At 41.4% G+C, this 20,221-nt stretch carries 25 protein-coding genes; 12 read left to right on the plus strand and 13 right to left on the minus strand.

Annotated elements, in window-relative coordinates:
* Window positions 1–87 precede the first annotated feature (87 nt).
* Together AC25Y6_RS17310 and AC25Y6_RS17315 are read right to left on the minus strand one after the other, a co-directional pair.
* Window positions 88–264: a hypothetical protein gene (locus tag AC25Y6_RS17310; RefSeq protein WP_488143900.1), complete on the minus strand. Its 177-nt coding sequence runs from the start codon at window positions 262–264 to the stop codon at window positions 88–90.
* Between the two features lie 21 nt (window positions 265–285).
* The gene (locus AC25Y6_RS17315) at window positions 286–1,164 is read right to left on the minus strand and encodes a glycerophosphodiester phosphodiesterase family protein (protein WP_488143901.1); all 879 of its coding nucleotides are present in this window, start codon (window positions 1,162–1,164) and stop codon (window positions 286–288) included.
* Window positions 1,165–1,316: 152 nt separating this feature from the next.
* Between AC25Y6_RS17315 and AC25Y6_RS17320 the strand changes: the two genes are divergently transcribed.
* The 8 genes from AC25Y6_RS17320 to AC25Y6_RS17355 all read left to right on the plus strand — a co-directional run bounded on the left by AC25Y6_RS17320 (window position 1,317) and on the right by AC25Y6_RS17355 (window position 8,452).
* Complete coding sequence (locus AC25Y6_RS17320; RefSeq protein ID WP_488143902.1) at window positions 1,317–2,450, plus strand: ABC transporter ATP-binding protein; 1,134 nt, start codon at window positions 1,317–1,319, stop codon at window positions 2,448–2,450.
* Window positions 2,447–3,349, plus strand: coding sequence for a carbohydrate ABC transporter permease (locus AC25Y6_RS17325; RefSeq protein WP_488143903.1), 903 nt, complete (start codon window positions 2,447–2,449; stop codon window positions 3,347–3,349). Before AC25Y6_RS17320 ends, AC25Y6_RS17325 begins: the two co-directional genes overlap by 4 nt.
* Window positions 3,346–4,164, plus strand: a complete 819-nt coding sequence (locus tag AC25Y6_RS17330) for a carbohydrate ABC transporter permease (protein ID WP_488140695.1) — start codon at window positions 3,346–3,348, stop codon at window positions 4,162–4,164. The genes AC25Y6_RS17325 and AC25Y6_RS17330 overlap by 4 nt, the downstream gene beginning before the upstream one ends.
* Window positions 4,165–4,207: 43 nt before the next feature.
* A complete protein-coding gene (locus AC25Y6_RS17335; RefSeq protein WP_488143915.1) occupies window positions 4,208–5,569 on the plus strand; it encodes an ABC transporter substrate-binding protein in 1,362 nt (453 codons plus the stop codon).
* A gap of 191 nt (window positions 5,570–5,760) precedes the next feature.
* Window positions 5,761–7,449: a methyl-accepting chemotaxis protein gene (locus tag AC25Y6_RS17340; RefSeq protein WP_488143904.1), complete on the plus strand. Its 1,689-nt coding sequence runs from the start codon at window positions 5,761–5,763 to the stop codon at window positions 7,447–7,449.
* Window positions 7,450–7,632: 183 nt separating this feature from the next.
* Window positions 7,633–7,815 (plus strand): hypothetical protein, encoded by a 183-nt coding sequence (locus AC25Y6_RS17345; protein ID WP_482102091.1) that lies wholly within the window; start codon window positions 7,633–7,635, stop codon window positions 7,813–7,815.
* Between the two features lie 259 nt (window positions 7,816–8,074).
* A complete protein-coding gene (locus AC25Y6_RS17350) occupies window positions 8,075–8,236 on the plus strand; it encodes a hypothetical protein (RefSeq protein ID WP_482102090.1) in 162 nt (53 codons plus the stop codon).
* A 48-nt stretch (window positions 8,237–8,284) separates the two neighbouring features.
* Window positions 8,285–8,452 (plus strand): hypothetical protein, encoded by a 168-nt coding sequence (locus tag AC25Y6_RS17355; protein ID WP_488143905.1) that lies wholly within the window; start codon window positions 8,285–8,287, stop codon window positions 8,450–8,452.
* On the opposite strand, the gene AC25Y6_RS17360 is transcribed toward AC25Y6_RS17355, so the two are convergent.
* From AC25Y6_RS17360 to AC25Y6_RS17370, 3 genes are all read right to left on the minus strand, one after another.
* Window positions 8,424–8,597 carry a hypothetical protein gene (locus tag AC25Y6_RS17360; RefSeq protein ID WP_482103669.1) on the minus strand — a complete coding sequence of 58 codons (174 nt, stop codon included), beginning with the start codon at window positions 8,595–8,597 and terminating at the stop codon, window positions 8,424–8,426. The genes AC25Y6_RS17355 and AC25Y6_RS17360 overlap by 29 nt on opposite strands.
* Complete coding sequence (locus AC25Y6_RS17365) at window positions 8,594–8,800, minus strand: hypothetical protein (RefSeq protein WP_482103670.1); 207 nt, start codon at window positions 8,798–8,800, stop codon at window positions 8,594–8,596. The genes AC25Y6_RS17360 and AC25Y6_RS17365 overlap by 4 nt, the downstream gene beginning before the upstream one ends.
* Window positions 8,801–8,943: 143 nt before the next feature.
* Entirely contained in the window at window positions 8,944–9,102 is a 159-nt protein-coding gene (locus AC25Y6_RS17370) for a hypothetical protein (RefSeq protein ID WP_488143906.1), read from the minus strand.
* 204 nt (window positions 9,103–9,306) lie between these two features.
* On the opposite strand from AC25Y6_RS17370, the gene AC25Y6_RS17375 reads away from it, so the two are divergent.
* Together AC25Y6_RS17375 and AC25Y6_RS17380 are read left to right on the plus strand one after the other, a co-directional pair.
* On the plus strand, window positions 9,307–10,410 hold the full coding sequence (locus AC25Y6_RS17375) for a glycosyltransferase (RefSeq protein WP_488143907.1): 1,104 nt from the start codon (window positions 9,307–9,309) through the stop codon (window positions 10,408–10,410).
* A gap of 13 nt (window positions 10,411–10,423) precedes the next feature.
* Window positions 10,424–10,630: a hypothetical protein gene (locus AC25Y6_RS17380; protein WP_488143908.1), complete on the plus strand. Its 207-nt coding sequence runs from the start codon at window positions 10,424–10,426 to the stop codon at window positions 10,628–10,630.
* A 239-nt stretch (window positions 10,631–10,869) separates the two neighbouring features.
* On the opposite strand, the gene AC25Y6_RS17385 is transcribed toward AC25Y6_RS17380, so the two are convergent.
* The 7 genes from AC25Y6_RS17385 to AC25Y6_RS17415 all read right to left on the minus strand — a co-directional run bounded on the left by AC25Y6_RS17385 (window position 10,870) and on the right by AC25Y6_RS17415 (window position 17,684).
* Window positions 10,870–12,456: a SulP family inorganic anion transporter gene (locus tag AC25Y6_RS17385; protein WP_488143909.1), complete on the minus strand. Its 1,587-nt coding sequence runs from the start codon at window positions 12,454–12,456 to the stop codon at window positions 10,870–10,872.
* Window positions 12,457–13,404: 948 nt separating this feature from the next.
* Window positions 13,405–13,530, minus strand: coding sequence for an NlpC/P60 family protein (locus AC25Y6_RS17390; RefSeq protein ID WP_482102192.1), 126 nt, complete (start codon window positions 13,528–13,530; stop codon window positions 13,405–13,407).
* Window positions 13,511–13,732 carry a hypothetical protein gene (locus tag AC25Y6_RS17395; protein WP_482103675.1) on the minus strand — a complete coding sequence of 74 codons (222 nt, stop codon included), beginning with the start codon at window positions 13,730–13,732 and terminating at the stop codon, window positions 13,511–13,513. The genes AC25Y6_RS17390 and AC25Y6_RS17395 overlap by 20 nt, the downstream gene beginning before the upstream one ends.
* A 93-nt stretch (window positions 13,733–13,825) precedes the next feature.
* The gene (gene brnQ, locus AC25Y6_RS17400; protein ID WP_488143910.1) at window positions 13,826–15,136 is read right to left on the minus strand and encodes a branched-chain amino acid transport system II carrier protein; all 1,311 of its coding nucleotides are present in this window, start codon (window positions 15,134–15,136) and stop codon (window positions 13,826–13,828) included.
* 233 nt (window positions 15,137–15,369) lie between these two features.
* The gene (locus tag AC25Y6_RS17405; protein WP_488143911.1) at window positions 15,370–17,028 is read right to left on the minus strand and encodes a b(o/a)3-type cytochrome-c oxidase subunit 1; all 1,659 of its coding nucleotides are present in this window, start codon (window positions 17,026–17,028) and stop codon (window positions 15,370–15,372) included.
* Window positions 17,028–17,531: a cupredoxin domain-containing protein gene (locus AC25Y6_RS17410; protein WP_488143912.1), complete on the minus strand. Its 504-nt coding sequence runs from the start codon at window positions 17,529–17,531 to the stop codon at window positions 17,028–17,030. Before AC25Y6_RS17410 ends, AC25Y6_RS17405 begins: the two co-directional genes overlap by 1 nt.
* Window positions 17,532–17,555: 24 nt before the next feature.
* Window positions 17,556–17,684 carry a cytochrome c oxidase subunit 2A gene (locus tag AC25Y6_RS17415; protein WP_482102082.1) on the minus strand — a complete coding sequence of 43 codons (129 nt, stop codon included), beginning with the start codon at window positions 17,682–17,684 and terminating at the stop codon, window positions 17,556–17,558.
* 324 nt (window positions 17,685–18,008) lie between these two features.
* On the opposite strand from AC25Y6_RS17415, the gene AC25Y6_RS17420 reads away from it, so the two are divergent.
* The gene (locus AC25Y6_RS17420) at window positions 18,009–18,710 is read left to right on the plus strand and encodes a glucosamine-6-phosphate deaminase (RefSeq protein ID WP_488143913.1); all 702 of its coding nucleotides are present in this window, start codon (window positions 18,009–18,011) and stop codon (window positions 18,708–18,710) included.
* A 72-nt stretch (window positions 18,711–18,782) separates the two neighbouring features.
* Here AC25Y6_RS17420 and AC25Y6_RS17425 read toward each other — a convergent pair whose 3' ends face one another.
* Complete coding sequence (locus AC25Y6_RS17425) at window positions 18,783–19,136, minus strand: hypothetical protein (protein WP_488143914.1); 354 nt, start codon at window positions 19,134–19,136, stop codon at window positions 18,783–18,785.
* Between the two features lie 212 nt (window positions 19,137–19,348).
* Here AC25Y6_RS17425 and AC25Y6_RS17430 point away from each other — a divergent pair, with 212 nt between their 5' ends.
* On the plus strand, window positions 19,349–19,840 hold the full coding sequence (locus tag AC25Y6_RS17430) for a C40 family peptidase (protein ID WP_482103680.1): 492 nt from the start codon (window positions 19,349–19,351) through the stop codon (window positions 19,838–19,840).
* Window positions 19,841–20,221 lie beyond the last annotated feature (381 nt).

Here is a 20,221-nt window from a genome sequence, read left to right on the forward strand (position 1 = left end):
TACGATTGCTCGAATCCACCTCGCGACCGCCCAAAAACGCTCGTCAACCGCTCGAATCCACTGAGATAATACCTAATGAGTAGACAGTCAGAAAACCGCCCAAAAACGCTCATCAACCGCTCGAATCCACCTCGTGACCGCCCAAAAACGCTCATCAACCGCCCGTATCATCCGAGCGACTGCCCAAAGCTCGTTACCAACCGCTCGAATCCTCCGCGCGCCCGCCTGAAAACGCTCGTCAACCGCCCGAATCCCCCTATGCAACCGCCCAAAACACCTACAAATCTAGTATGTATTCATGGAGTACCCTGCTTCATTCCTAACCCTAACGGCGATATCGGGTTTATCTGTAAATACGCCATCCGCACCCATCCTTAGAAGGGCTCGGATTGTATCTTCATCATTAACGGTAAATGGATGAACGTCCAGTCCTTCCTTGTGCAGTGTTTCAACAAATTCCTCTGTTACTGCGTCAGCATTCAAACCTACACCGGATGCATACACTTCAAGTTTACGTAACGCTTTTTTTGAAAGGTGCGCAGCTTTATCGAACGTGTATAACTTGATTAGAGGAATAGAAGGTTCCATGGCAGACACTTTTTTCAAGCTCTTCTCACTGAAGGATTGAATGATTACTTTTGGCATTATTTCATTTTGATCAAGGAGGTCGTGAGCACGAAGTTGTTGGATCAGTTCATTTTCAATGCCCATGTTGTTTACAGGAGATTTCATTTCAATGTAGTAATTAACTTTATTGCCAAAATGTAGCAATATATCTTCCAGTTCAAGGACTTGTAAATCTTTATATCCCGGAGAGGCATAACGGGGATTCTTTTCATTAAAATCATCGCCAGGCGAATAAAGATCGAGTTCATCCATCGTAACGTCAGCAACTGCTTGTTCGGCATTCGGAAATGCCACGATTGAATCGTGGAACGCGACAAGTGTGCCATCCTTCGTCATTTGTAAATCAAGTTCAATGTAGTCCGCACCCATTTCAACAGCCATTTCATAGGCAGTTAACGTGTGACCGGGCGCATAGGCCGATGCTCCGCGATGCGCAATGACAAGGAATCTATCTTCAGGTAAAGATACGCGTTCAGCAGAGGATATCATGCAACCGGATAACGCTAAAAGGAGTAGCAGCATCGTCATTTTTTTCATCGCAATCGCTCCTTCTTTGTTTTAGCAATGTAAATAATTATAAAGATTCAGTAAATAACGAATGGCAAGTTGTCTACTTATTGTAGGCTATACATATAGATAGGAGAAACCGCTAAAGGTAATTGGATTACGATTAGAAAGGAATTGAATTTGTGAAAAAAGTAGAACTTATTAATCTATCTAAATCTTATGATAAACAAACTAATGTTATTTCCAATATAGACGTAACAATCGAGCCTGGCGAGTTTTTCGTTCTCGTCGGACCTTCTGGATGCGGTAAAAGCACGATGCTACGGATGATTGCAGGACTTGAAAGTTGTACGAGTGGAACACTGAAAATCGGCGATCAGGTAGCGAATCATTTATCACCCGATAAACGTGACCTTTCGATGGTGTTTCAAAACTATGCACTCTATCCACATTTGACAGTCCAGCAAAATATCACATTTGGGCTTGATGTGAAAAAAGTGAAAAAAGTGGAGCAACAGGAAAGAGCAGCTGAAGTGGCGAAAATGCTGGGGCTAAGCGATTTTTTAAAAAGAAAACCCCGTGAATTGTCAGGCGGGCAACGGCAACGGGTTGCACTTGCCCGTGCGATTGTCAGTGAAGCACCAATTTGTCTAATGGATGAACCCCTGTCCAATCTTGATGCAAAACTGCGTGCACATATGCGGACTGAAATTAGAAGGATTCAACGAAAGCTTGGAATTACCATGATTTACGTGACTCATGACCAAGTTGAGGCGATGACGATGGGGGATCGTATTATGATTCTCCATGAGGGGGAAATTCAACAAATCGGAAAACCGATTGAGATTTACAACAATCCTGCCAATCCTTTTGTTGCAACGTTTATCGGTTCTCCACCCATGAATCTGGCGAACGCTGATATAGACAAAAAGGCATCTGAAATCGTAATCGGTGATGTATTACGTTTGCCCATGCCTCCTTTGAAAATGAGTGATTTCCCCGTGCCTCTGCTCACTGCCGGTATCCGTCCCGAACATTTACGCCCGGCTTTAAAAGAGACACCGGAAGAGGACAAGTTTTATGTAGACGTTACAAACGTTGAAGTGTTAGGCAATGAGACAGTGTTCTCTTTTGAACTAGGTACATATGAGTGGATGGTAAAATGGAGTGGACAATGGCAAATCGAGATTGGAGATAGACTTCCAATTCTTATTAATTACGATGCGGTATGCCTCTTTGACGCTACATCGGGCGACTTGATTAAAAAGCCTACGAACCTTGGAAATGTCGTATTCGGTAAAGAGGTGCTGATATGACCGCACTAGAAAAAACGGGGTTTTGGAAAAAATCAGCGAATGGGAGAACTGCACTTCTTTATTTATTGCCATCTATCATTCTCTTTTCTGTATTTGTATTCTATCCGATGTTCAGGACAATCTATTTAAGTTTCTTTTTAACGGATCAAAATGGTAATGCTGCAATTGGAGTCGGTTTTGAGAACTATGCCTATTTAATGGAGTCGACAGCATTTATCAACAGCATGAAAGCAACCGGTTTATTTGTCTTATACACGGTACCAATTGGCATTCTCTTAGCCTTATTTTTCGCTTTATTGGCGAATGAAAAACTGAAAGGCATTGGTTTCTTTCGGACATTGTATTCATCGACAATGGGGATTTCTGTAGCTGCATCATCTGTTATCTGGTTGTTCATGTTCAACCCGAGTATGGGCATGTTCAATCGGATACTGAGCATGTTGAATTTGCCGCAAATCCAGTGGCTGCTAGATCCGGAGTGGGCACTTCTATCCGTTTCCATTTCAACGATTTGGATGAATATCGGATTTTCCTTCCTGATTCTACTTGGAGGGTTACAAAATATTGATGAACATCTTTATGAGAGTTCCCGAATTGATGGGGCGGGTTACTATTATAGGTTGAGGCGTATTACGCTTCCGATGCTGTCGCCCACATTATTTTTCATCATTACCATTTCGCTCATCAATGCATTCCAGTCATTTGGACAAATTGATATTTTGACACAGGGCGGTCCATCGACTTCGACAAATCTCATTGTCTATTCCATTTACCGCGAAGCTTTCGTCAACTATCAGTTTGGAACGGCAAGTGCACAGGCGGTCGTTCTATTCATCATTATCCTTATTGTGACGATTCTCCAATTTAAACTAGGAGAAAGGAAGGTGCACTACCAATGACAACAAGCCTACCGAAAAAGATTTGGATTTATTTTCTGCTGATTGTTACATCATTTCTTGTGTTCTTCCCAGTTATTTATGCCTTTCTGATTTCCTTTATGACAGGCCCTGAACTTTTACAAGGGAAGTTTCTTCCGCAGTCATTTAGCCTGGATAACTATTTTAAAGTATTTGATAGGTTGCCCTTGATGAATTACCTCTTGAACAGTTTCATAGTTTCAGTGAGTGTCATGTTGGGACAGCTTGCAGTATGTAGTCTTGCAGCATATGCATTTGTATTTATCCCATTCAGAGGGCGTGATTTCATATTCTTCCTGTTCATCTCGACAATGATGATCCCTTGGGAAGCAACGATGATTCCGAATAAATTCACCATCCAAAAACTGGATTGGCTCAATACATATCAAGGGTTGACGCTGCCTTTCTTCGCACTGGCATTTGGCACATTCCTGCTGCGTCAGCATTTCAAAACGATACCAAAAGAAATGCACGAAGCTTCACAAATTGCTGGTTTAAGTCGATTTGCATTTTTTAGACGTGTTATCCTGCCTATGTCAAAAACAAGTCTCGTAACGTTAGGTGCATACGGCTTTCTGACGACATGGAATATGTACTTATGGCCATTGCTCATTACGACAAATAAGTCCGTGAGAACTGTCCAAATCGGCTTGAAACAATTACAGTCGCAAGAAACGGGAACAGAATGGGGGGTGGTCATGGCAGGCGTGATTATAGTAATCATACCCACATTATTATTGTTATTTATTGGTCAGAAGCAGTTACAGAAAGGTTTATCTCAAGGTGCTTTAAAATGATCTTGGCGAATATAAAAAAGGGGTGCTTAGTGTGAAGAAAGTGTTGAAATCATCGCTATTTTGGATTCTTATAATGAGTATGGCAGTTTTAGCGGCATGCACGAACAGTGATAGCGATACGCAAGACGATGCGGCGGAAACACCTGAACCTGAAACGGGTGAAGAAACGACTGTAGAGGATGAAAAAGTATCCATAGAATTTTGGCACGCAATGTCCGGTTCTGGGCAGGAGTCGCTTGATGCAATCGTCGAAGGATTCAACGAGTCACAAGAAAAATACGAAGTGCTCGCTGAATTCCAAGGAACGTATGAAGAATCTCTGACAAAATTGCGTGGAGTTGGCGGGACAAAAGATGCACCTGCCATTACGCAAGTATTTGAAGTCGGTACGAAATATATGATTGACAGTGGCTACATTGAACCAATCCAATCATTCATTGATAAGGATAATTATGATCTTTCTCAACTTGAGGAAAACATTTTAAACTACTACAAAGTCGATGGAGAGCTGTATTCAATGCCATTCAACTCATCGACGCCAGTCATGGTCTACAACAAAGAAGCTTTCAAAGAGGCTGGGTTAGACCCTGAAAAAGCTCCAGAAACATTCTCTGAGGTAATCAGTGCTGCAGAGAAACTGAAAAAAGGTGAGATGTATGGATTCTCTATGCTGACGTACGGATGGTTTTTCGAACAGCTCGTTGCAACACAGGGCGGATTGTATGTCAACGAAGAAAATGGCCGTGCGGGAGATGCGACAGAAGCACTCTTTAACGGACCAGAAGGACTTAACGCTTTCAACTTCTTAGATACGATGAACAAAGCCGGTACATTCGGCAACTTCGGAACAAACTGGGATGATATCCGTGCAGCGTTTGCTTCTGAAAAAGTAGCGATGTATATGGATTCATCAGCAGGCGTTGCAGGTGCTATTGCTACTGCGCCATTTGACGTAGGCGTTGCATACATTCCCCACGCGGATGAAGTGAAACGAAACGGGGTTGTAATTGGTGGTGCTTCGCTTTGGATGTCTAAAGGAATCGATGAAAAAGACCAAGAAGCGGCATGGGAGTTTATGAAATATATGACGACACCGGAAGTACAGGCAAAATGGCATCTGGATACAGGGTATTTTGCCATTAACCCGAAAGCATATGATGAAGAGAGCGTAATTGAAAAGTGGGCAGAATTCCCACAATTCAAAGTGACAGTCGATCAGCTACAAGATACGGTTCCAGGTCTTGCGACACAAGGAGCGCTCATCTCAGTCTTCCCGGAATCACGTCAACAGATTGTAACTGCTTTGGAAGATCTTTACCAAGGGGGAAAACCTCAGGAAGTCCTTGATCAGGCAGCAGAAGGAACGAACCGTGCAATGGAAATCGCTAACAAAACGAAACAATAGACTAGTAGAAGATAAGCCCCTATTCGTGTAAGAGCGAATAGGGGTTTCGTATGATGTAATTGTACTTTTGTATGGTTGTTGAGTTGAACAAAGAAGTCGTTATTGAATACCCATTAATTACATATGAGTGGTGCTTTTATCCATCAATAGTTATATAATTTAAATAGGATAAAAGATCGTGAGGGGAAATAATGAAGTTCACAGTAGCGAAAAAACTATGGTTTGGTTTTTTAACAATTTTGGCATTACTCGTCATTGTGGGTGGGGTTAGTTTATGGGCTTCCATACGACTTGATACAGATTACAAGTTTTTACTGGATGACCGTGTAAAAAAAGTGAATTTAGTAGATGAATTCATCCTAAAGCACAATGAGATTCAAGATGAAGTACGAGGTTTCATGTTGTTCAAGGACGATGTGCATCTGGATGCGCGTCAAGAACAGATTAACCGTTATAACGAATTATACGATGAATTGTCAACCATGCTTCGTTCAGAAAAAGATCGACAGTCATTGGAAGAACTTAATGCGGCACGCGCAAAGTTTTTAACCTTGCAAGATACAATCGTTGAAAGTATTCAAGCCGGAAATGACCGGAAAGCAACTGAACTAGGAAGGGCATCGACAAATGTGGGTGTTGTTGTATTGGAAAATGCTGAAAGTATCAAAGGGGAACAATTTAAAGCATTGGAAAAAAGCCGCTCTGAACTGGAAAGCTTCGTAGCGGGATTGAAATTGTTTGTCATCTGTATGGTTGTGTTTTCCATGATTCTAGGCATTGTCATATCCACAATAATTAGCCGGAATATCTCACGTCCTGTCAGGGTTGTGACAGAGGGATTGAACGAGATTGCGAAAGGAAATCTAACAATTGATCTGCTAAAAGTTAAGAATAAGGACGAAATTGGCGATATGGCAATTGCTTTCAATAAAATGGGGACAGATATAGCGAATATGGTGCGGAAAATTAACGTTTCCGCTGAACAATTGGCGCTCCAATCAGAGGGATTGTCGGCAAGCTCTGAAGAAAGTCTAGCAACCTCTGAAATGGTTTCCAAAACTGCTGAAATTCAGCTAATGGGCAGTCGACAACAACAAGGAATTATCTCGCAGTCGAGTACTTCTATGGAAGAACTTTCGTTAGGCGTTGCGGAGATTGCAACCAACAACGAAGAAATGTTAAACGCTGCAGAATCTGTATCAAAGTTAGTCATAACCGGTTCTGGGGTGGCTGCGGAAGTTTCGCTTCAAATGTCGACAATCCATTCGACAATTCAAGAGTCAACTAAGATTATGGTGGAAATGGCACAGCATTCAAATGAAATACAGAAGATAACGACACTCATTACCACAATTGCGGAGCAAACAAACTTGCTTGCATTAAATGCTGCAATTGAAGCGGCGCGTGCAGGGGAATATGGAAAAGGCTTTGCGGTTGTGGCGGAGGAAGTTCGGAAACTGGCGGAGCAGTCAAAGACGTCCGCTTCGGAAATTGGATCGATGGTAACGATGATTCAAGATGCTTCAAAACGTGCTGTGACTTCCATTACTTCAGGTAGTGAGCGTGTCGATGTTGGTATTGCTGCAACTGAACAATCACGTCTTGTCTTTGGGGAGATTCAGGATGCAGTCGGCGACGTTGCGACTAAAGTCGAAACGGTTTCAGCTGCAATCGAGGAAATTCAAGCGATGGCTGAAGAAGTGAGCCGTGGATCGTATGAAATAGAACAGTTAAGCAGCACAGCAGCTTCGTCTGCAGGTGATACAAGCGCGGCTACAGAAGAACAGTTAGCAGTCAATCAAGAAATCGCCGCAAGCGCTCAAGCACTCGCACAACTGGCTGAAGACCTGAAAACGGAAATGAAGCATTTTAGTGTGTAATTAGCAATCTTTAAAGCGAATAATAAATGAACATGCACTCTAATTGTTGGATATGTCCAACAATTAGAGTGCAGTTTTTTGTTGTTTGCATTCTTCATTAGAATAATCGTTTTAAATGAAAAGAGTGAAGAACAGGGATTAGGGGTATGTCTATAGTATATAAATAGTAAGGAGCTGAATGCATTGACGGAGAAAAATCAGCGAGATCCGAAAAAAGAAGAGGATCAAAATGCGAGCAATGGATTTACAGGAATGCCAAGTGAAAAGCCATTTCCGGACTTCGAACCAAAAATGAGCGAAGAAAAACACGTTGAACAATTTGAAGAAACCTCCGAAAATGGTCGAACAGATTCCTCAGAAAAATAATGAATTTACGGAGTCTCTTGGTTTTCAAAAATGAAAAAAGCGGTCTCACTCAACAGGAAAGGGGAGAGAGACCGCTTTTTATTGCATTGTGTTTTTATAGCTATTATTCTTTCTACACTTGTTTACTATTATTAATAAAGTTCGAAACGATTTTAGCAACGTGTTCGCGTGTAGTTGACTGACCAGCCATAAATTTGCCGTCCGTGCCTTTAACAATCCCGAGTCGAAAGAATCAGGCGGTTTCCTACATATAGCAGGCATGAAGCTTGTTTTCGATGGAAAAGCTGAAACGTTCGCAGATCATATGAAGTCTGTTTGGACAATCGATTCCACAATTGAAGGACGTATTCTAACTAAAGTACCTTACAGCGATGTTGCTTATGATAGCTGGGCATATCCGTACGTATCTGATCTATATTAACGAGGAATCTAAAAAGGCACTAACACAACGTACGGTTCTGAAAAAATAATGACACGTGCTCAAGCCGCTTCATGGATTGTTCGCGCGCTCGATTTGAAAACGACTGGTACTGTACCGTTCAGTGATATTAATAACTATGCTGCAGATACAATAACAGAAATTTCAGCGGCTTACGAAAATGGACTTATCAAACACCACCGTTTTGGAATGCGATAACGGTCGATGGATCAATTTCTTTTGCTTTTGCCAGCATCCCGTCAGTAATGAGATTGCCAAGGTTCGTTTCTCCCGCACGTACACCGCCGAGATCAGGCAGACCTCTTAGGAATACGCCTGCAGACGCGCCAGTCGGTTTTTTCATCGTCTTCTGACTTTGTCAGCGAATTGCTTACGGATGGTCGCTGCGCCTTCATCTATGGCGGTATTTTCACCACCGACAGCATGGAGTACACCGTTGTAGTCTTTAATAACACCTTTTTCATCGAATGTAATGTCAAGTTGGGCTAAGAATTTGTTGTACTCATTGGCCTGAACGATTAGGACAGGTTCAATGTCTTTATTCACAACAAAAGGCTCGTACAGTTAAACGTGCGTATGGTCGCCTACAATTACATCGATGCCTGGTACATTCTTTTTCAGCATTCACTTCTCTGATGATGTCATTGTAGATTTTTACCGTTTTCAGCATTCGTTTCAGCTGTTTTGGATTATAATCCTTCGAAAAGTGAATCTGACGAGAAATTAGTGTTTGCGCTAATGAACGGGAATTCTACACCTATAATGAAATCCGCTAATGCTTTGTGTCCATCAGCGGATCCATCGAGGTCGAATTCATGGTTGCCGATTGTCATAGCTTCGTAACCCAATAGCGCTCTATTAACTTATAAACCTATGAAAAACGCCATCTAAACGGGTTTCAAACCAATCAGTTGGCTTTTTTTCGTAAAGTAATCATGTTTTTTGTTATATTTACTGCTGGGAGGTCGAAAGTCGGCTGATATGGTATAATCATTGAATGAAAAATAATGACTCAGCTTGTATGGTTATTGAAAGATGGGATGAGATTTTAAATGAAAAATAAATCGAAAAAAATTGTGGTATTCAGCAATATGTACCCGTCGCTGCAACATCCGACATTTGGTTTGTTCGTGAAAAATCAGGTTAGGCTTCTTCAGTCAACCGGTCTTGATGTCGATGTGGTCGTAAATCAGAATCCTGGTCGTGGGAAAGTAAATGCATTGAAAAAATATACCTTATGGTTTTCTCGTTCATTTTTGTATTTGACAAAAAATCGCAAGTCTTTGGCGTTAACACATGCGCATTATGCTTTTCCAACTGGACTCCTTTCATTGATGGGGAAAAAGTTGTTTGGTATTCCTTACGTAGTGACTGTTCACGGTGGGGATATTGACAAGATGGCTGCAAAAAGTCAGCGTATTGCTGACATGACAAAAAATATCTTGCAGCAAGCAGAAGCGGTCATCGTTGTAGGAGACAAACTTCGTGAGGATGTGACAAATCGCTTCGAGGTTCCAGAGGGAAATGTACATGTCATGAGTATGGGGATTGACACATCCGTTTTTAGTTATATGTCGAAAGATGAGGCGCGAGAAAAGCTATCTCTTCCTATAGAAGAGAAAGTACTGTTATTCGTCGGAAATGTGATTCGAGAAAAAGGGCTTCTAGAGATCGTCGAGGCATTCGATTCACTAAAAATGTCATTTTCCAATAGTAAATTATATATAATAGGGTCGCAGAAAGATGCTCGTTTTTTTGAAGAGTTACGTTCATTCATCCGTGAAAAAGACGTTGAAGATATCCACTTTAAAGAACCGCTAAGTCAAGCGGATTTAGCAATCTGGATGTCGGCTTCAGACGCGCTGGTACTGCCTTCGTATCATGAAGGCTTTGGCTTGGTTGCACTGGAAGCGATGTCTGCAGGAACAAAAGTGGTCGGAACAAATGTCGGTGGACTTACATCTCTCTTGTCAGATCAAGCTGGAATTTTAGTAGAGCCAAAAAATCCTGCATCCCTAGCAGAAGGTCTGTGGAAAGCACTGGATGGTGATTCGGATGTGATTAATGAAGCGGTCGTGCGGTCAAGAATTTCAGCACACTCCTTTGAAACGATTGTAGAGCAATTACTGTCGATTTACCGAACGTCTGGGAAGTAACTAGAAAAGTTCAATGAGTAAATTAAAGAAAATTATCGGCGCTGTCGCAATCATTAACATCTTCGATAGATTGTTTGGCTTTCTTCGGGAAGTAGCGATTGGCAATCAATACGGTACTTCGAAGCCTGCTGATGCGATTATTACAGCCTATACGATACAGAATTTCATATACCTTGTTTTTGGAGGGGCTTTGACTTGTAAAAAAAATACGGACACATAGGGCTTTATCCGAAATTGTCGAATGATAGACAGATATAAAAGCCGAGGTGTCTTTGTTAGCAATCTTGGCATTATCTCTCTGATGATTGATTCGTATTGCTTGCTGTGTATGCAGGGGTGAAATGGAATTATAATTGGATAGAATAAGGATAAAAGACGACATTTCAGTTTGAAATGTCGTCTTTTTAATGTAGGTAGATGAACAGAATTTAAAAATTTGCATTTTACAGGTTGATTATTCTACATGAAAAAATTATCTTCGCCAATCTTCTCATACAGTCCGCTCTTTTTGAAAAGAGATAATTTCTCTTTAGGCAACCGTTTGATAATTATTTGGATACCCGCTTTTTCTGCATGATCCAGCAGTGCAAAGAGGGCTGCTTCTCCCGTCGCGTCAATGACAGAGAGGTGTTCCACATCGAGAATGATTTTCTTAGCACCCGTTAGCAAGATAGCGGGGTATTTGTCTTCAAATACTTTTGCGGTACCGAAGAAAATAGGGCCATCCACAATATATTTTGCTAATGAAACAGTATCCTCTTCGCCAAACTTAATCATTTCTACTTCAGATGGTTTCGCTTCCTTCATGTCGAGTTTACCACTCATTTTACGTAAGAATGAAAGAGCAGCAAGCAAAATACCAACCTGAACTGCAACTGTCAAGTCGATGAAAATCGTCAGAAGAAACGTTGTTAGTAAAACGATTGAATCTCCTGTACGTATAGACAAAATATGGACGAATGATTTGCGTGCGCTCATATTCCAAGCGACATACATAAGAATCGGTGCCATTGCCGCTAGCGGAATGTAGGATGCATACGGCGCAAGGAGGAGTAAGAATACTAGGACGAAAACACTTTGTACGACACCTGATATTGGACTGACTGCTCCTGATCGGATGTTCGTGGCTGTGCGGGCAATGGCTCCTGTTGCCGGGATACCTCCGAACAAGGGTGTAATGATGTTGGCGATTCCCTGTCCGAATAACTCGCGTTTCGAATCATGTTTTACTCCTGGCTTCATTCCATCCGCAACGACAGCGGACAATAATGACTCAATTGCACCGAGTGCCGCAATAATGAGGGCAGGCTGCCACAGGTTTACTAATTTTGTTAGTGTGATTTGTGGAAAATTGAAGCTAGGTAGCGCACGAGAAATACCGCCAAATGCAGTCCCGATGGTTTCAACTTTACCAGGGAACAAGAAGATAGAAATGAGGGTCGGAATTAGTAATGCAATAAGCAGTAACGGAACACGAGGGGCTACTTTTGGCAAGATGAAGATTATGATAAGCCCAATTATGGCTGTACCTATACTGAAAATGTTAACCGTGTGAAACTGATTGAAGAGGTCAATCATGTTTTCATGGAAAAACTCTCTTTTTTCCAATCCGGTGATTCCGAAAAAATTACCTAATTGACCGGTAAAGATGATAACGGCGATTCCCGCGGTGAAGCCGATTGTGACAGACCGCGGGACGAAGTGGATGAGATTACTGATTCCAATGAAACTCATAATGACGAGGAATATACCTGCTAGAAATCCTGCGATTAGCAAATCCTCATAACCATATTGGAGAACAATTGCAAGCAGTATCGGGATGAAAGCTCCTGTAGGTCCAGCAATTTGGAAACGTGATCCTCCTAATAATGCGACGAGGAGACCCGCAATAATGGTTGTATATAATCCGTATTCCGGTTTGACACCTGATGCAATTGCAAAAGCCATCCCGAGCGGAATGGCTACAATACCAACAGTGATACCTGCAATTAAGTCTTTGCGGAACCCAGCTCCGTTGTAATCTAGATATCGGTTGTCTTTAAACATTCGATTCACTTCTTTCAGTGACTTAGTAGAATAGCTTCCTATTTAACTATATATTACAAATCGTGCAGTTACAAGGGGGTGTCCCGGATGTTGGTGTGTTTTAATAAGGAGGGAAGGATGAATTAGAGATCGTGCTGGTCCGCTTTGGCTACCACGAAGACGTGCTTTCGCTGGATGGTCTATTTTAGAAAGCACATTTCGTTATTCGGGTATGAGATTAACCTATAGTGTGATAAATCGAGAGAATGTTTTTAACAAAACTATCAATATATAGAATAAATCAGAGGTTGTGCTAATACCGCTTCAGCGCTTTGTGGATGCCTCCCGCGATAAGCCAGAAAGAAGACCACTTTCCGTCTTATCGCCCCGGCTATCACGAAGTCGCGCTTTCGCTGGATGGTCTATTTAAGAAAGCTCACTTCATTATTGTGGATTAGCCCTGCATCCTATAGTGTGCCCTTCTTCAATGAAATTAGTATCAAATAGTAATCACATTATAATCTCAGTGCATACATCTCAAAAAAACTTTCAATAATGGAACACTCCAGCGCAGGCGCGGCAAAGGGGTAGCTGAAGCTATGAGATTGGATGCGAAGCGTTAATCTAGGCTCATGGCGAAAGGCATCCCCAAAGCGCCAAGCGGTCTATAATGTACACACTGAATTACAACTCTATCAATTATGGTCACCCCATCGCTGGATAGGCGCATATGTAGCTTCATTCCCACTCAGTCTTGATGAAGAATAGGAGCAGGGATAAACAATAAAATAGAAAAAATGGGATGCGTCGTCATTAGTTGACGACACATCCCATCTGTCTATGAATGCTATTTCAGAATTGGCCAGCCCGAAGTAGGGATGGCTGTATGTGTTAATTAAGCTGATTAAAACGTTTGAAACCAGTGAATTTAGCTTTCCAGTAGCCCGAATCAATTGAAGAAATCTCAACCTATTGCGAAGCAGCGTGGATAAAGTTCCCATCGCCCAAATAAATCCCCGCATGTGAGATACCGCTCCCGAAAAATACTATATCTCTTGGTACGGGTTTGTCCACATTAAATGAATTGGTATGCATGCCGATTGTGTCGAGTCGTATCGCCGGGTTTGACTGTGTATGATTTGGTAGCTACATCCGCATTCCCTACGAAGATAAAAGTTGCTAGGGACTTCCAACCGAATAGTCCGCCATCATCACCCGAAAGAGTAAATGAATAAGTGTTATTCAAGTCATCAATAGGGCCTGGTTCATCATTTAATCGCTCGCCGACTTTTGCCAAATAGCCACCATCGGCATCTCATCAGAATTCAGTGTTACTGAATATCCATTGATTGTATTAAAACTTGAAAAGGAACGTTGAAATTTCTGACAACTAAATGCGTTTTTTAAACAATGAACTGAATACGACTCCAATTAGTGCTCCGACAATCGCGGGTACAAGCCAACCAATCTGCTGTTCATAAAGCGGGAGATAGGCAAGAATTTCATTGACTGGTTTAATATCTATCCCAGCACCTTTCAATCCATCGAAGATGCTAACACCAGCAGTTGCGATTAACGCTAAAATATAAACAATTGGCTTTCTACCAAATGATTTGTCGATGAATGACATGAGCATAAGAACAATAGCTAACGGGTAAATCATTAGCAAGACTGGAATTGAAATTGAAATCAGCTGTGTCAAGCCGAAGTTTGAGATAATCGTACTGAATCCCGCGAAAATGAAAACATAAGTTTTGTAAGAATTACGCGGAAATGCCTGTTCAAAATACTGGGCACATGCTGAAACGAGGCCAATTGATGTCGTTAAACAGGCAAAAATGATTGTCAATGCGAGGACAGTTGTTCCGAAGGATCCGTACAAAACAGTCGATGCGAGAGCAAGAACTGTGCCTCCATTTTCCTGTATCCCAACAACACTAACGCTAGTTGCACCGATAAACCCTAGTGAAATGTAGACGACGGCAAGTCCGATTGCTGCAACAAGTCCTGCGAAAACCATCGCTTTCATAACGGCCGGTCTTGATGTTACCCCTTCAGCTTTAAGTGCATTTATCACAACGATACCAAATACGAGAGCCGCGATGACATCCATCGTCAAATACCCTTCAACAAAGCTGCGGAAAAATGGATGCGATGCGTAATCGCCTTGCGGCTGCTTAATTTCACCCATAGGGGAAACAATACTTTTCACGGCAAGCGCACCAATGACTAAGAAGAGGATAGGCGTTAGCACTTTTCCGATACGATCGACAAGTTTTGCAGGATTCAATGCAAGCGACACAGTGATGGCAAAGAATACAATTGTAAACAAAGCGAGTGGCCACTGTGCATTTGAAATGCTATCGGGCAAAAATGGAACAATCCCGATTTCATAGGACACAGTTGCAGTTCTAGGAATACCGAAAAATGGACCAATCGCCATATAAACAATCATTGTGAAAGTGATTCCAAAGTATGGATGTACCCGGCTTGCAATGATTTCTAAGCCGCCTCCAGCATTGGCGATTGCAAGAATTGCGATGAGTGGCAATCCGACTCCTGTAATTAGGAAACCAATCATTGCAATGAAAAGTTCATCGCCCGCCATTTGTCCAAGAAGTGGGGGGAAGATTATATTACCGGCGCCCAAAAACAATGCAAAAAGCATCAGGCCGATTACGAAATTCTTTTGTAGAGACAAGTAATTTGCAACTCCTTGATGAAATTATGTACATAGCTGACCGTCTAACATTATAGCTGAGAAATCGGACAATCGTCTATTAAATAGAACATTACACTAAAGTAAGCTATCGCTATATTTGAAAACGAGAGAATAACTATACTTCTAGAATGGATCCCGTAATTTGTCATGATACATGTTAAAAAACAGCCTTGATGATCTGGACATAACCAGATATCAAAGCTGTTTTTATATTAGCCTCTGCCGATTGGCCAATCGAATGGCGGTGATCCTGGTGGTGAATGTTTTAGAATATCGATGACTGGAATCGTATAAGCGAAAAGGATTAGGGCGATTGTAATCGCAATCCATAAATACCAGTTTTCAAGAATTTTTGGTGTAGGCTCCGCATTATCTTCTTCTACCGCAATCGGGAATTCTTCTACGCCGCGCGGTGCAAAGAAAGTTAGCTGGATGAAAATGTAGACCATCAAGAGGATACCGATGAAAAGAATCGTTCCGCCGACTGCCTGCGCAATTTGGTAATTAATCCAAGTTGCGACTTGTTCGCCACCTGCATATTCCGAGAAGTTTGAACGACGAGGTCCGCCAAGTAATCCTTGAATATGCATAGCACCTGACATGATTGTCATACCAATTGTCCAGATGAATGTTTGGATAATCCCAAGTTTGTTCAATCTAGGTGTAAGTCTTCTACCCGTTAAATGAGGGACAAGCCAATACGTAATTCCGAAAAACGTTAGGATGACTGTTGTCGCAGCAGTTAAATGGAAGTGACCTGTAATCCAAATCGTATTATGGACGAGTGCATTCATTTGGTGAGAAGCGTTAACGATACCGCCGGCTCCTCCTGGTATGAAGGCGGCCATCCCAATGAATGGCGCTAGGAAACGGACATCTTTCCAAGGTAACTTTTTGAACCAGCCGAATAGGCTCTTATGGCCTTTCTTCCTACCTGTAATTTCAAATGTAGCGAATATCGAGAAAGCTGTCATCAGTGATGGGATAACTACCATGAATGTAAGTACAACTTGAATGAATTTCCATGTAGGGTCAATACCTGGCTCTGTCAGCTGGTGATGGAAGCCTACTGGAATTGAAAACATGAGTAATAAGATGAAAGCAAGTCGTGCAAGGGAATCACTGAATAGTTTTCCGCCGATAATTTTGGGAATGATGACATACCATGCCATGTAAGCAGGAAGCAACCAGAAATAAACGAGCGGATGACCGAAATACCAGAACAAAGTACGGCTGAGCAATACGTTGATGGTTTCAGCGTAACCGAGTGACCAAGGTATGAACTGGATGATAACAGATGTTGCCACCCCGATTGTAGCGATGAACCACATAAGCATGTTGATGGTAACCATGAATGCAAGCAATGGTGATTTCTTGCCTTTATGCGCTTTTTTCCAGACATACAATTGACGGAAGTTGACGAATGCTGCAATCCAGCTGCCGATAATGACGAATGCAAGACCGAAATAGAAGGCTGGATGGGCTCTGAGTGGTGCATAGAACGTATACAATACAGATGCTTCACCAACTAGAATCGTAATTGCTGTCACAACAGTCCCGATTAGCATTACCCAGAAAGAGAGCCATGCAAATTTCCTCTGCTTTTCCGAAAGTCCGACCGTTTTTCCCATTAGTGAGAATTGGAATCCGATGATGAAAAATGTAGTGAGGACGAGGCCAAGAATGACGCCATGGACGGTAAGGATTGTATAATAATCGATATTGAAAGGTAATTTATATTTACCTGATCGGGCGAGTGTTTGTAGCAATCCCATTAAACCGCCGACAAAAAGGGAAATATACGTCACGTACATGAATGCCATGTATAATCGAGAGTCTTTTTTAGAAAGTAGTAATTGGTTGTTAGCCATTATTCATACACCTCCACAGTTCCGAACATCTGGTGGTGACCGATGCCGCAGTATTCGTTACAGACAACCGTGAATTCGCCTGTATTTTTCATAATCGTTTCATACCGGCTTATATGGCCAGGTTCAACCATCATATTGACATTCGTTCCGGCTACTTGGAAGCCATGGACAACGTCTTTCGTGGTAACTTGATAAAGGACCGTGGAACCTTTTGGTACGCGAATCGTTTTAATAGCGTTACCGTCTTTGTCTTTGCCAACATCGTAGTTGAATGCAGACGCAACAATATTAACGATATATTTTCCATCAGCAACTTCGCGAATACCAAGATTTTCAGGTTTGAATGCTTCGTGTGCTTCAACATTTTGTGGATCAATGGTTTCGATATGACTTTGCGGGTGCGTTCCTTTCCAGAATGCAGCAAAGCCGATAATAAGTAAGAATAAAACAAGTGAAGCCATTCCAAAAATGAGCCAAATCTTTTCATATTTATGCAAATGCATATGTAACCCTCCCAAATTAAGTAATTATCTAGACATAAATAGTGCATAAAACCCGAACCAGGCTACCAAAATGAAGATACCCAGCAACATGACTGCAATGAATGTACCTTTTAAACTAGTAGTGGATTGGTGAGTTGAATTTCTTTTCCCCAATGGTGACACCTCCTTTTTCGGCGAAGTGAATTCGTCTTACCTTTATCATAGTCAAATCTACTAATAGCGGAATTAGGGAAAACCCTATGACTATCGATATAGCTGCCATTTCACAAAGTCTTCACATTTCATTCATAAATGTGTCGTAATTCTCATATGAATTCATAAGCGGTAATGGCTAGATAAATGGTTTACTAGCTAATGTGTGAGGGTATAGAAAGCAGTCGACTTCATGAATTATTCATGTCATAAAAGTTGACCTAAATGTGTAAGGAAATTACAATTAAGCGTGGACTAAATCATAACGAAAGTTGGATGATCTATATGGAAAATTTAAAACTCATAAAAGTTGATAGTCCGGGACAGGGTGCGGAGCATGTCTTCAAGATTATTAAAGAGGAACTTGACAGTGGACGGTTAGCTGTACTCGGTCTTGCAACAGGAAGCACAATGGTTCCTGTGTATGATAAATGGACAGAATCAGACCTTGATTTTACAGAGGTGGTTTCTTTTAATTTGGATGAGTATATTGGTATCCCAGCATCTAGCCCTAATAGCTATGCTTATTTTATGAATGAACATCTCTTTAGTAAAAAGAAATTTAAAGAAATAAATATACCGAATGGAATGGCGGAGGACTTGGATAAAGAATCCGCAGACTACGAAGCTCTATTTACAAAGTATCCGCTTGATATTCAATTGCTTGGCGTAGGGGAGAATGGCCATATTGCATTCAATGAACCCGGAACTTCATCTGATTCAGTCACACATGTAGCACATTTAACTGAATCGACATTAGGCGTGAACAGCCAGTACTTTGAAAATGATGAAAAAATTCCTGAAACAGCATTGACGATGGGTATCAAATCAATTACAAATGCGAAAAAATTGATTTTGCTCGCTTTCGGCGAAAAGAAACGTGCTGCAATTGGCAAGTTGCTTGAAGGTAATAGAACATCTGAGTGGCCGATAACGGAACTTTTGAGTCATGATGATGTAATTGTTATAACTGATCTTGACATATAAGAGGAAAATTAAAAGGTGAGTCCCTACAGATAGTAGGGACTCACCTTTTTGTTTTTTTATTGTGAAAAGATGTTAAGGACGATCATGATCCAATGCGCCGAATGAAGCCCTAATCTCTTCAATTATCTCTGTACGGTTATCTTGTTCAGATAGCAAACGTTCGTCTTCTTCCATCTGGCTATCGTGTGGCTGTAAAGAGGAAAACTTTATTCGCTCTTTGGGTATTTGTTCTACATTATCGGTGTGACGGTAACGACTATCATCTTGAAGAGGTTCGTAATCTCCAGCTGCTTGGTCTAAATAGGGATCGCGTATAAAGCTTCTGCCGGAGTTTTTCTTTTCAATATGATCATTATCCAACCAACCGTTTCCATTTTCATGTGAGGGGTGTTTAAGATTATCCGATAAGTCATCTTCATGTTTCATAGCGCTCGCCTCCTAATGAATAGTGTTACTAATCTAAATTCCCTCTTTATAAACCTATAAACACTAATAATAGGTTATTATGTTTCAATATTGTCCTATATTGCGATTTATGTAATATTGTTGTCACACAACTGTAATGTAAGCAGTGTTTAAAGCGTGGTAATCTTGTTCTAGAGAGTATTTTCAGATAAATTAATTCATTGGGGGAACATATGAATCTTATAGTTACTATGAAAAAGACATTTTCAATCATTGCAATGTCATTACTGTTACTCGTCGCACCTTTCGCTGGACAAGCTGAAGCTTCATCTAAACCAGCTGCAATTTCAAAAACGGCTACAAGTCTTTTAGGAGTTAAGTACAGCTACGGCGGTACAACAACAAGAGGGTTTGACTGCTCGGGCTACGTTTCGTACGTTTTTAAGAAAAACAATATTAAACTTTCGCGTACTGCGGCTAGCATGCACGCATCAGGAACTACTGTTAAAAAAACAAATTTAGCTGCTGGAGACCTAGTGTTTTTTAATACGTCAGGTAAAGGGGTTTCACATGTAGGTATATACATAGGTAATGGTAAATTTTCACATGCTTCCAGTTCAAAAGGGGTACGTGTTGATAAGTTGAACGATCCTCATTACTGGGGAAAACGCTATGTTGGTGCAAAACGTATCAATGGCGTGAATTCAGTTGCTTCAGTTAAATAATATCTAAAAAGACAGCACCAAGCGACCTGAAAAGGGGACGCTTGGTGCTGTCTTTTTTGTTGTGAGTAAGGGGTGCGCATTTGATGCAAGTGAGAATGAATTAGAAATTCTGCTAATACCGCTTCAGCTACCACGAAGTCGCGCCTTCGCTATATGGTCTATATATAAGGAAAGAGCATTTTGTTATCGGGGATGAGATTTGCAATCTATAGTGCGATAAATCGAGTGAATGCATTTAACAACAGTATCAATAAATGGAATGAAACAGAAATCCAGCTAATACCGCTTCTGCGCTTTGTGGATGCCTCCCGCGATAAGCGAGGGCACTGAAAAAGCCCGACTTCCTTCAATCCCGTTGATTTCCGTTCCGAGCGGACGCTT

The sequence above is a fragment of the Sporosarcina sp. Y1004 genome, assembly GCF_057669665.1.

Coding starts and splice junctions, on each gene's coding strand:
- AC25Y6_RS17375 (WP_488143907.1), top strand. CDS start 9,307: ATGAAAAATAAATCGAAAAAAATTGTGGTATTCAGCAATATGTACCCG.
- AC25Y6_RS17385 (WP_488143909.1), bottom strand. CDS start 12,456: ATGTTTAAAGACAACCGATATCTAGATTACAACGGAGCTGGGTTCCGC.
- AC25Y6_RS17410 (WP_488143912.1), bottom strand. CDS start 17,531: ATGCATTTGCATAAATATGAAAAGATTTGGCTCATTTTTGGAATGGCT.
- AC25Y6_RS17355 (WP_488143905.1), top strand. CDS start 8,285: ATGACACGTGCTCAAGCCGCTTCATGGATTGTTCGCGCGCTCGATTTG.
- AC25Y6_RS17325 (WP_488143903.1), top strand. CDS start 2,447: ATGACCGCACTAGAAAAAACGGGGTTTTGGAAAAAATCAGCGAATGGG.
- AC25Y6_RS17315 (WP_488143901.1), bottom strand. CDS start 1,164: ATGAAAAAAATGACGATGCTGCTACTCCTTTTAGCGTTATCCGGTTGC.
- AC25Y6_RS17405 (WP_488143911.1), bottom strand. CDS start 17,028: ATGGCTAACAACCAATTACTACTTTCTAAAAAAGACTCTCGATTATAC.
- AC25Y6_RS17390 (WP_482102192.1), bottom strand. CDS start 13,530: ATGCATACCAATTCATTTAATGTGGACAAACCCGTACCAAGAGATATA.
- AC25Y6_RS17330 (WP_488140695.1), top strand. CDS start 3,346: ATGACAACAAGCCTACCGAAAAAGATTTGGATTTATTTTCTGCTGATT.
- AC25Y6_RS17340 (WP_488143904.1), top strand. CDS start 5,761: ATGAAGTTCACAGTAGCGAAAAAACTATGGTTTGGTTTTTTAACAATT.
- AC25Y6_RS17430 (WP_482103680.1), top strand. CDS start 19,349: ATGAATCTTATAGTTACTATGAAAAAGACATTTTCAATCATTGCAATG.
- AC25Y6_RS17420 (WP_488143913.1), top strand. CDS start 18,009: ATGGAAAATTTAAAACTCATAAAAGTTGATAGTCCGGGACAGGGTGCG.
- AC25Y6_RS17350 (WP_482102090.1), top strand. CDS start 8,075: ATGAAGCTTGTTTTCGATGGAAAAGCTGAAACGTTCGCAGATCATATG.
- AC25Y6_RS17360 (WP_482103669.1), bottom strand. CDS start 8,597: ATGAAAAAACCGACTGGCGCGTCTGCAGGCGTATTCCTAAGAGGTCTG.
- AC25Y6_RS17425 (WP_488143914.1), bottom strand. CDS start 19,136: ATGAAACATGAAGATGACTTATCGGATAATCTTAAACACCCCTCACAT.
- AC25Y6_RS17380 (WP_488143908.1), top strand. CDS start 10,424: ATGAGTAAATTAAAGAAAATTATCGGCGCTGTCGCAATCATTAACATC.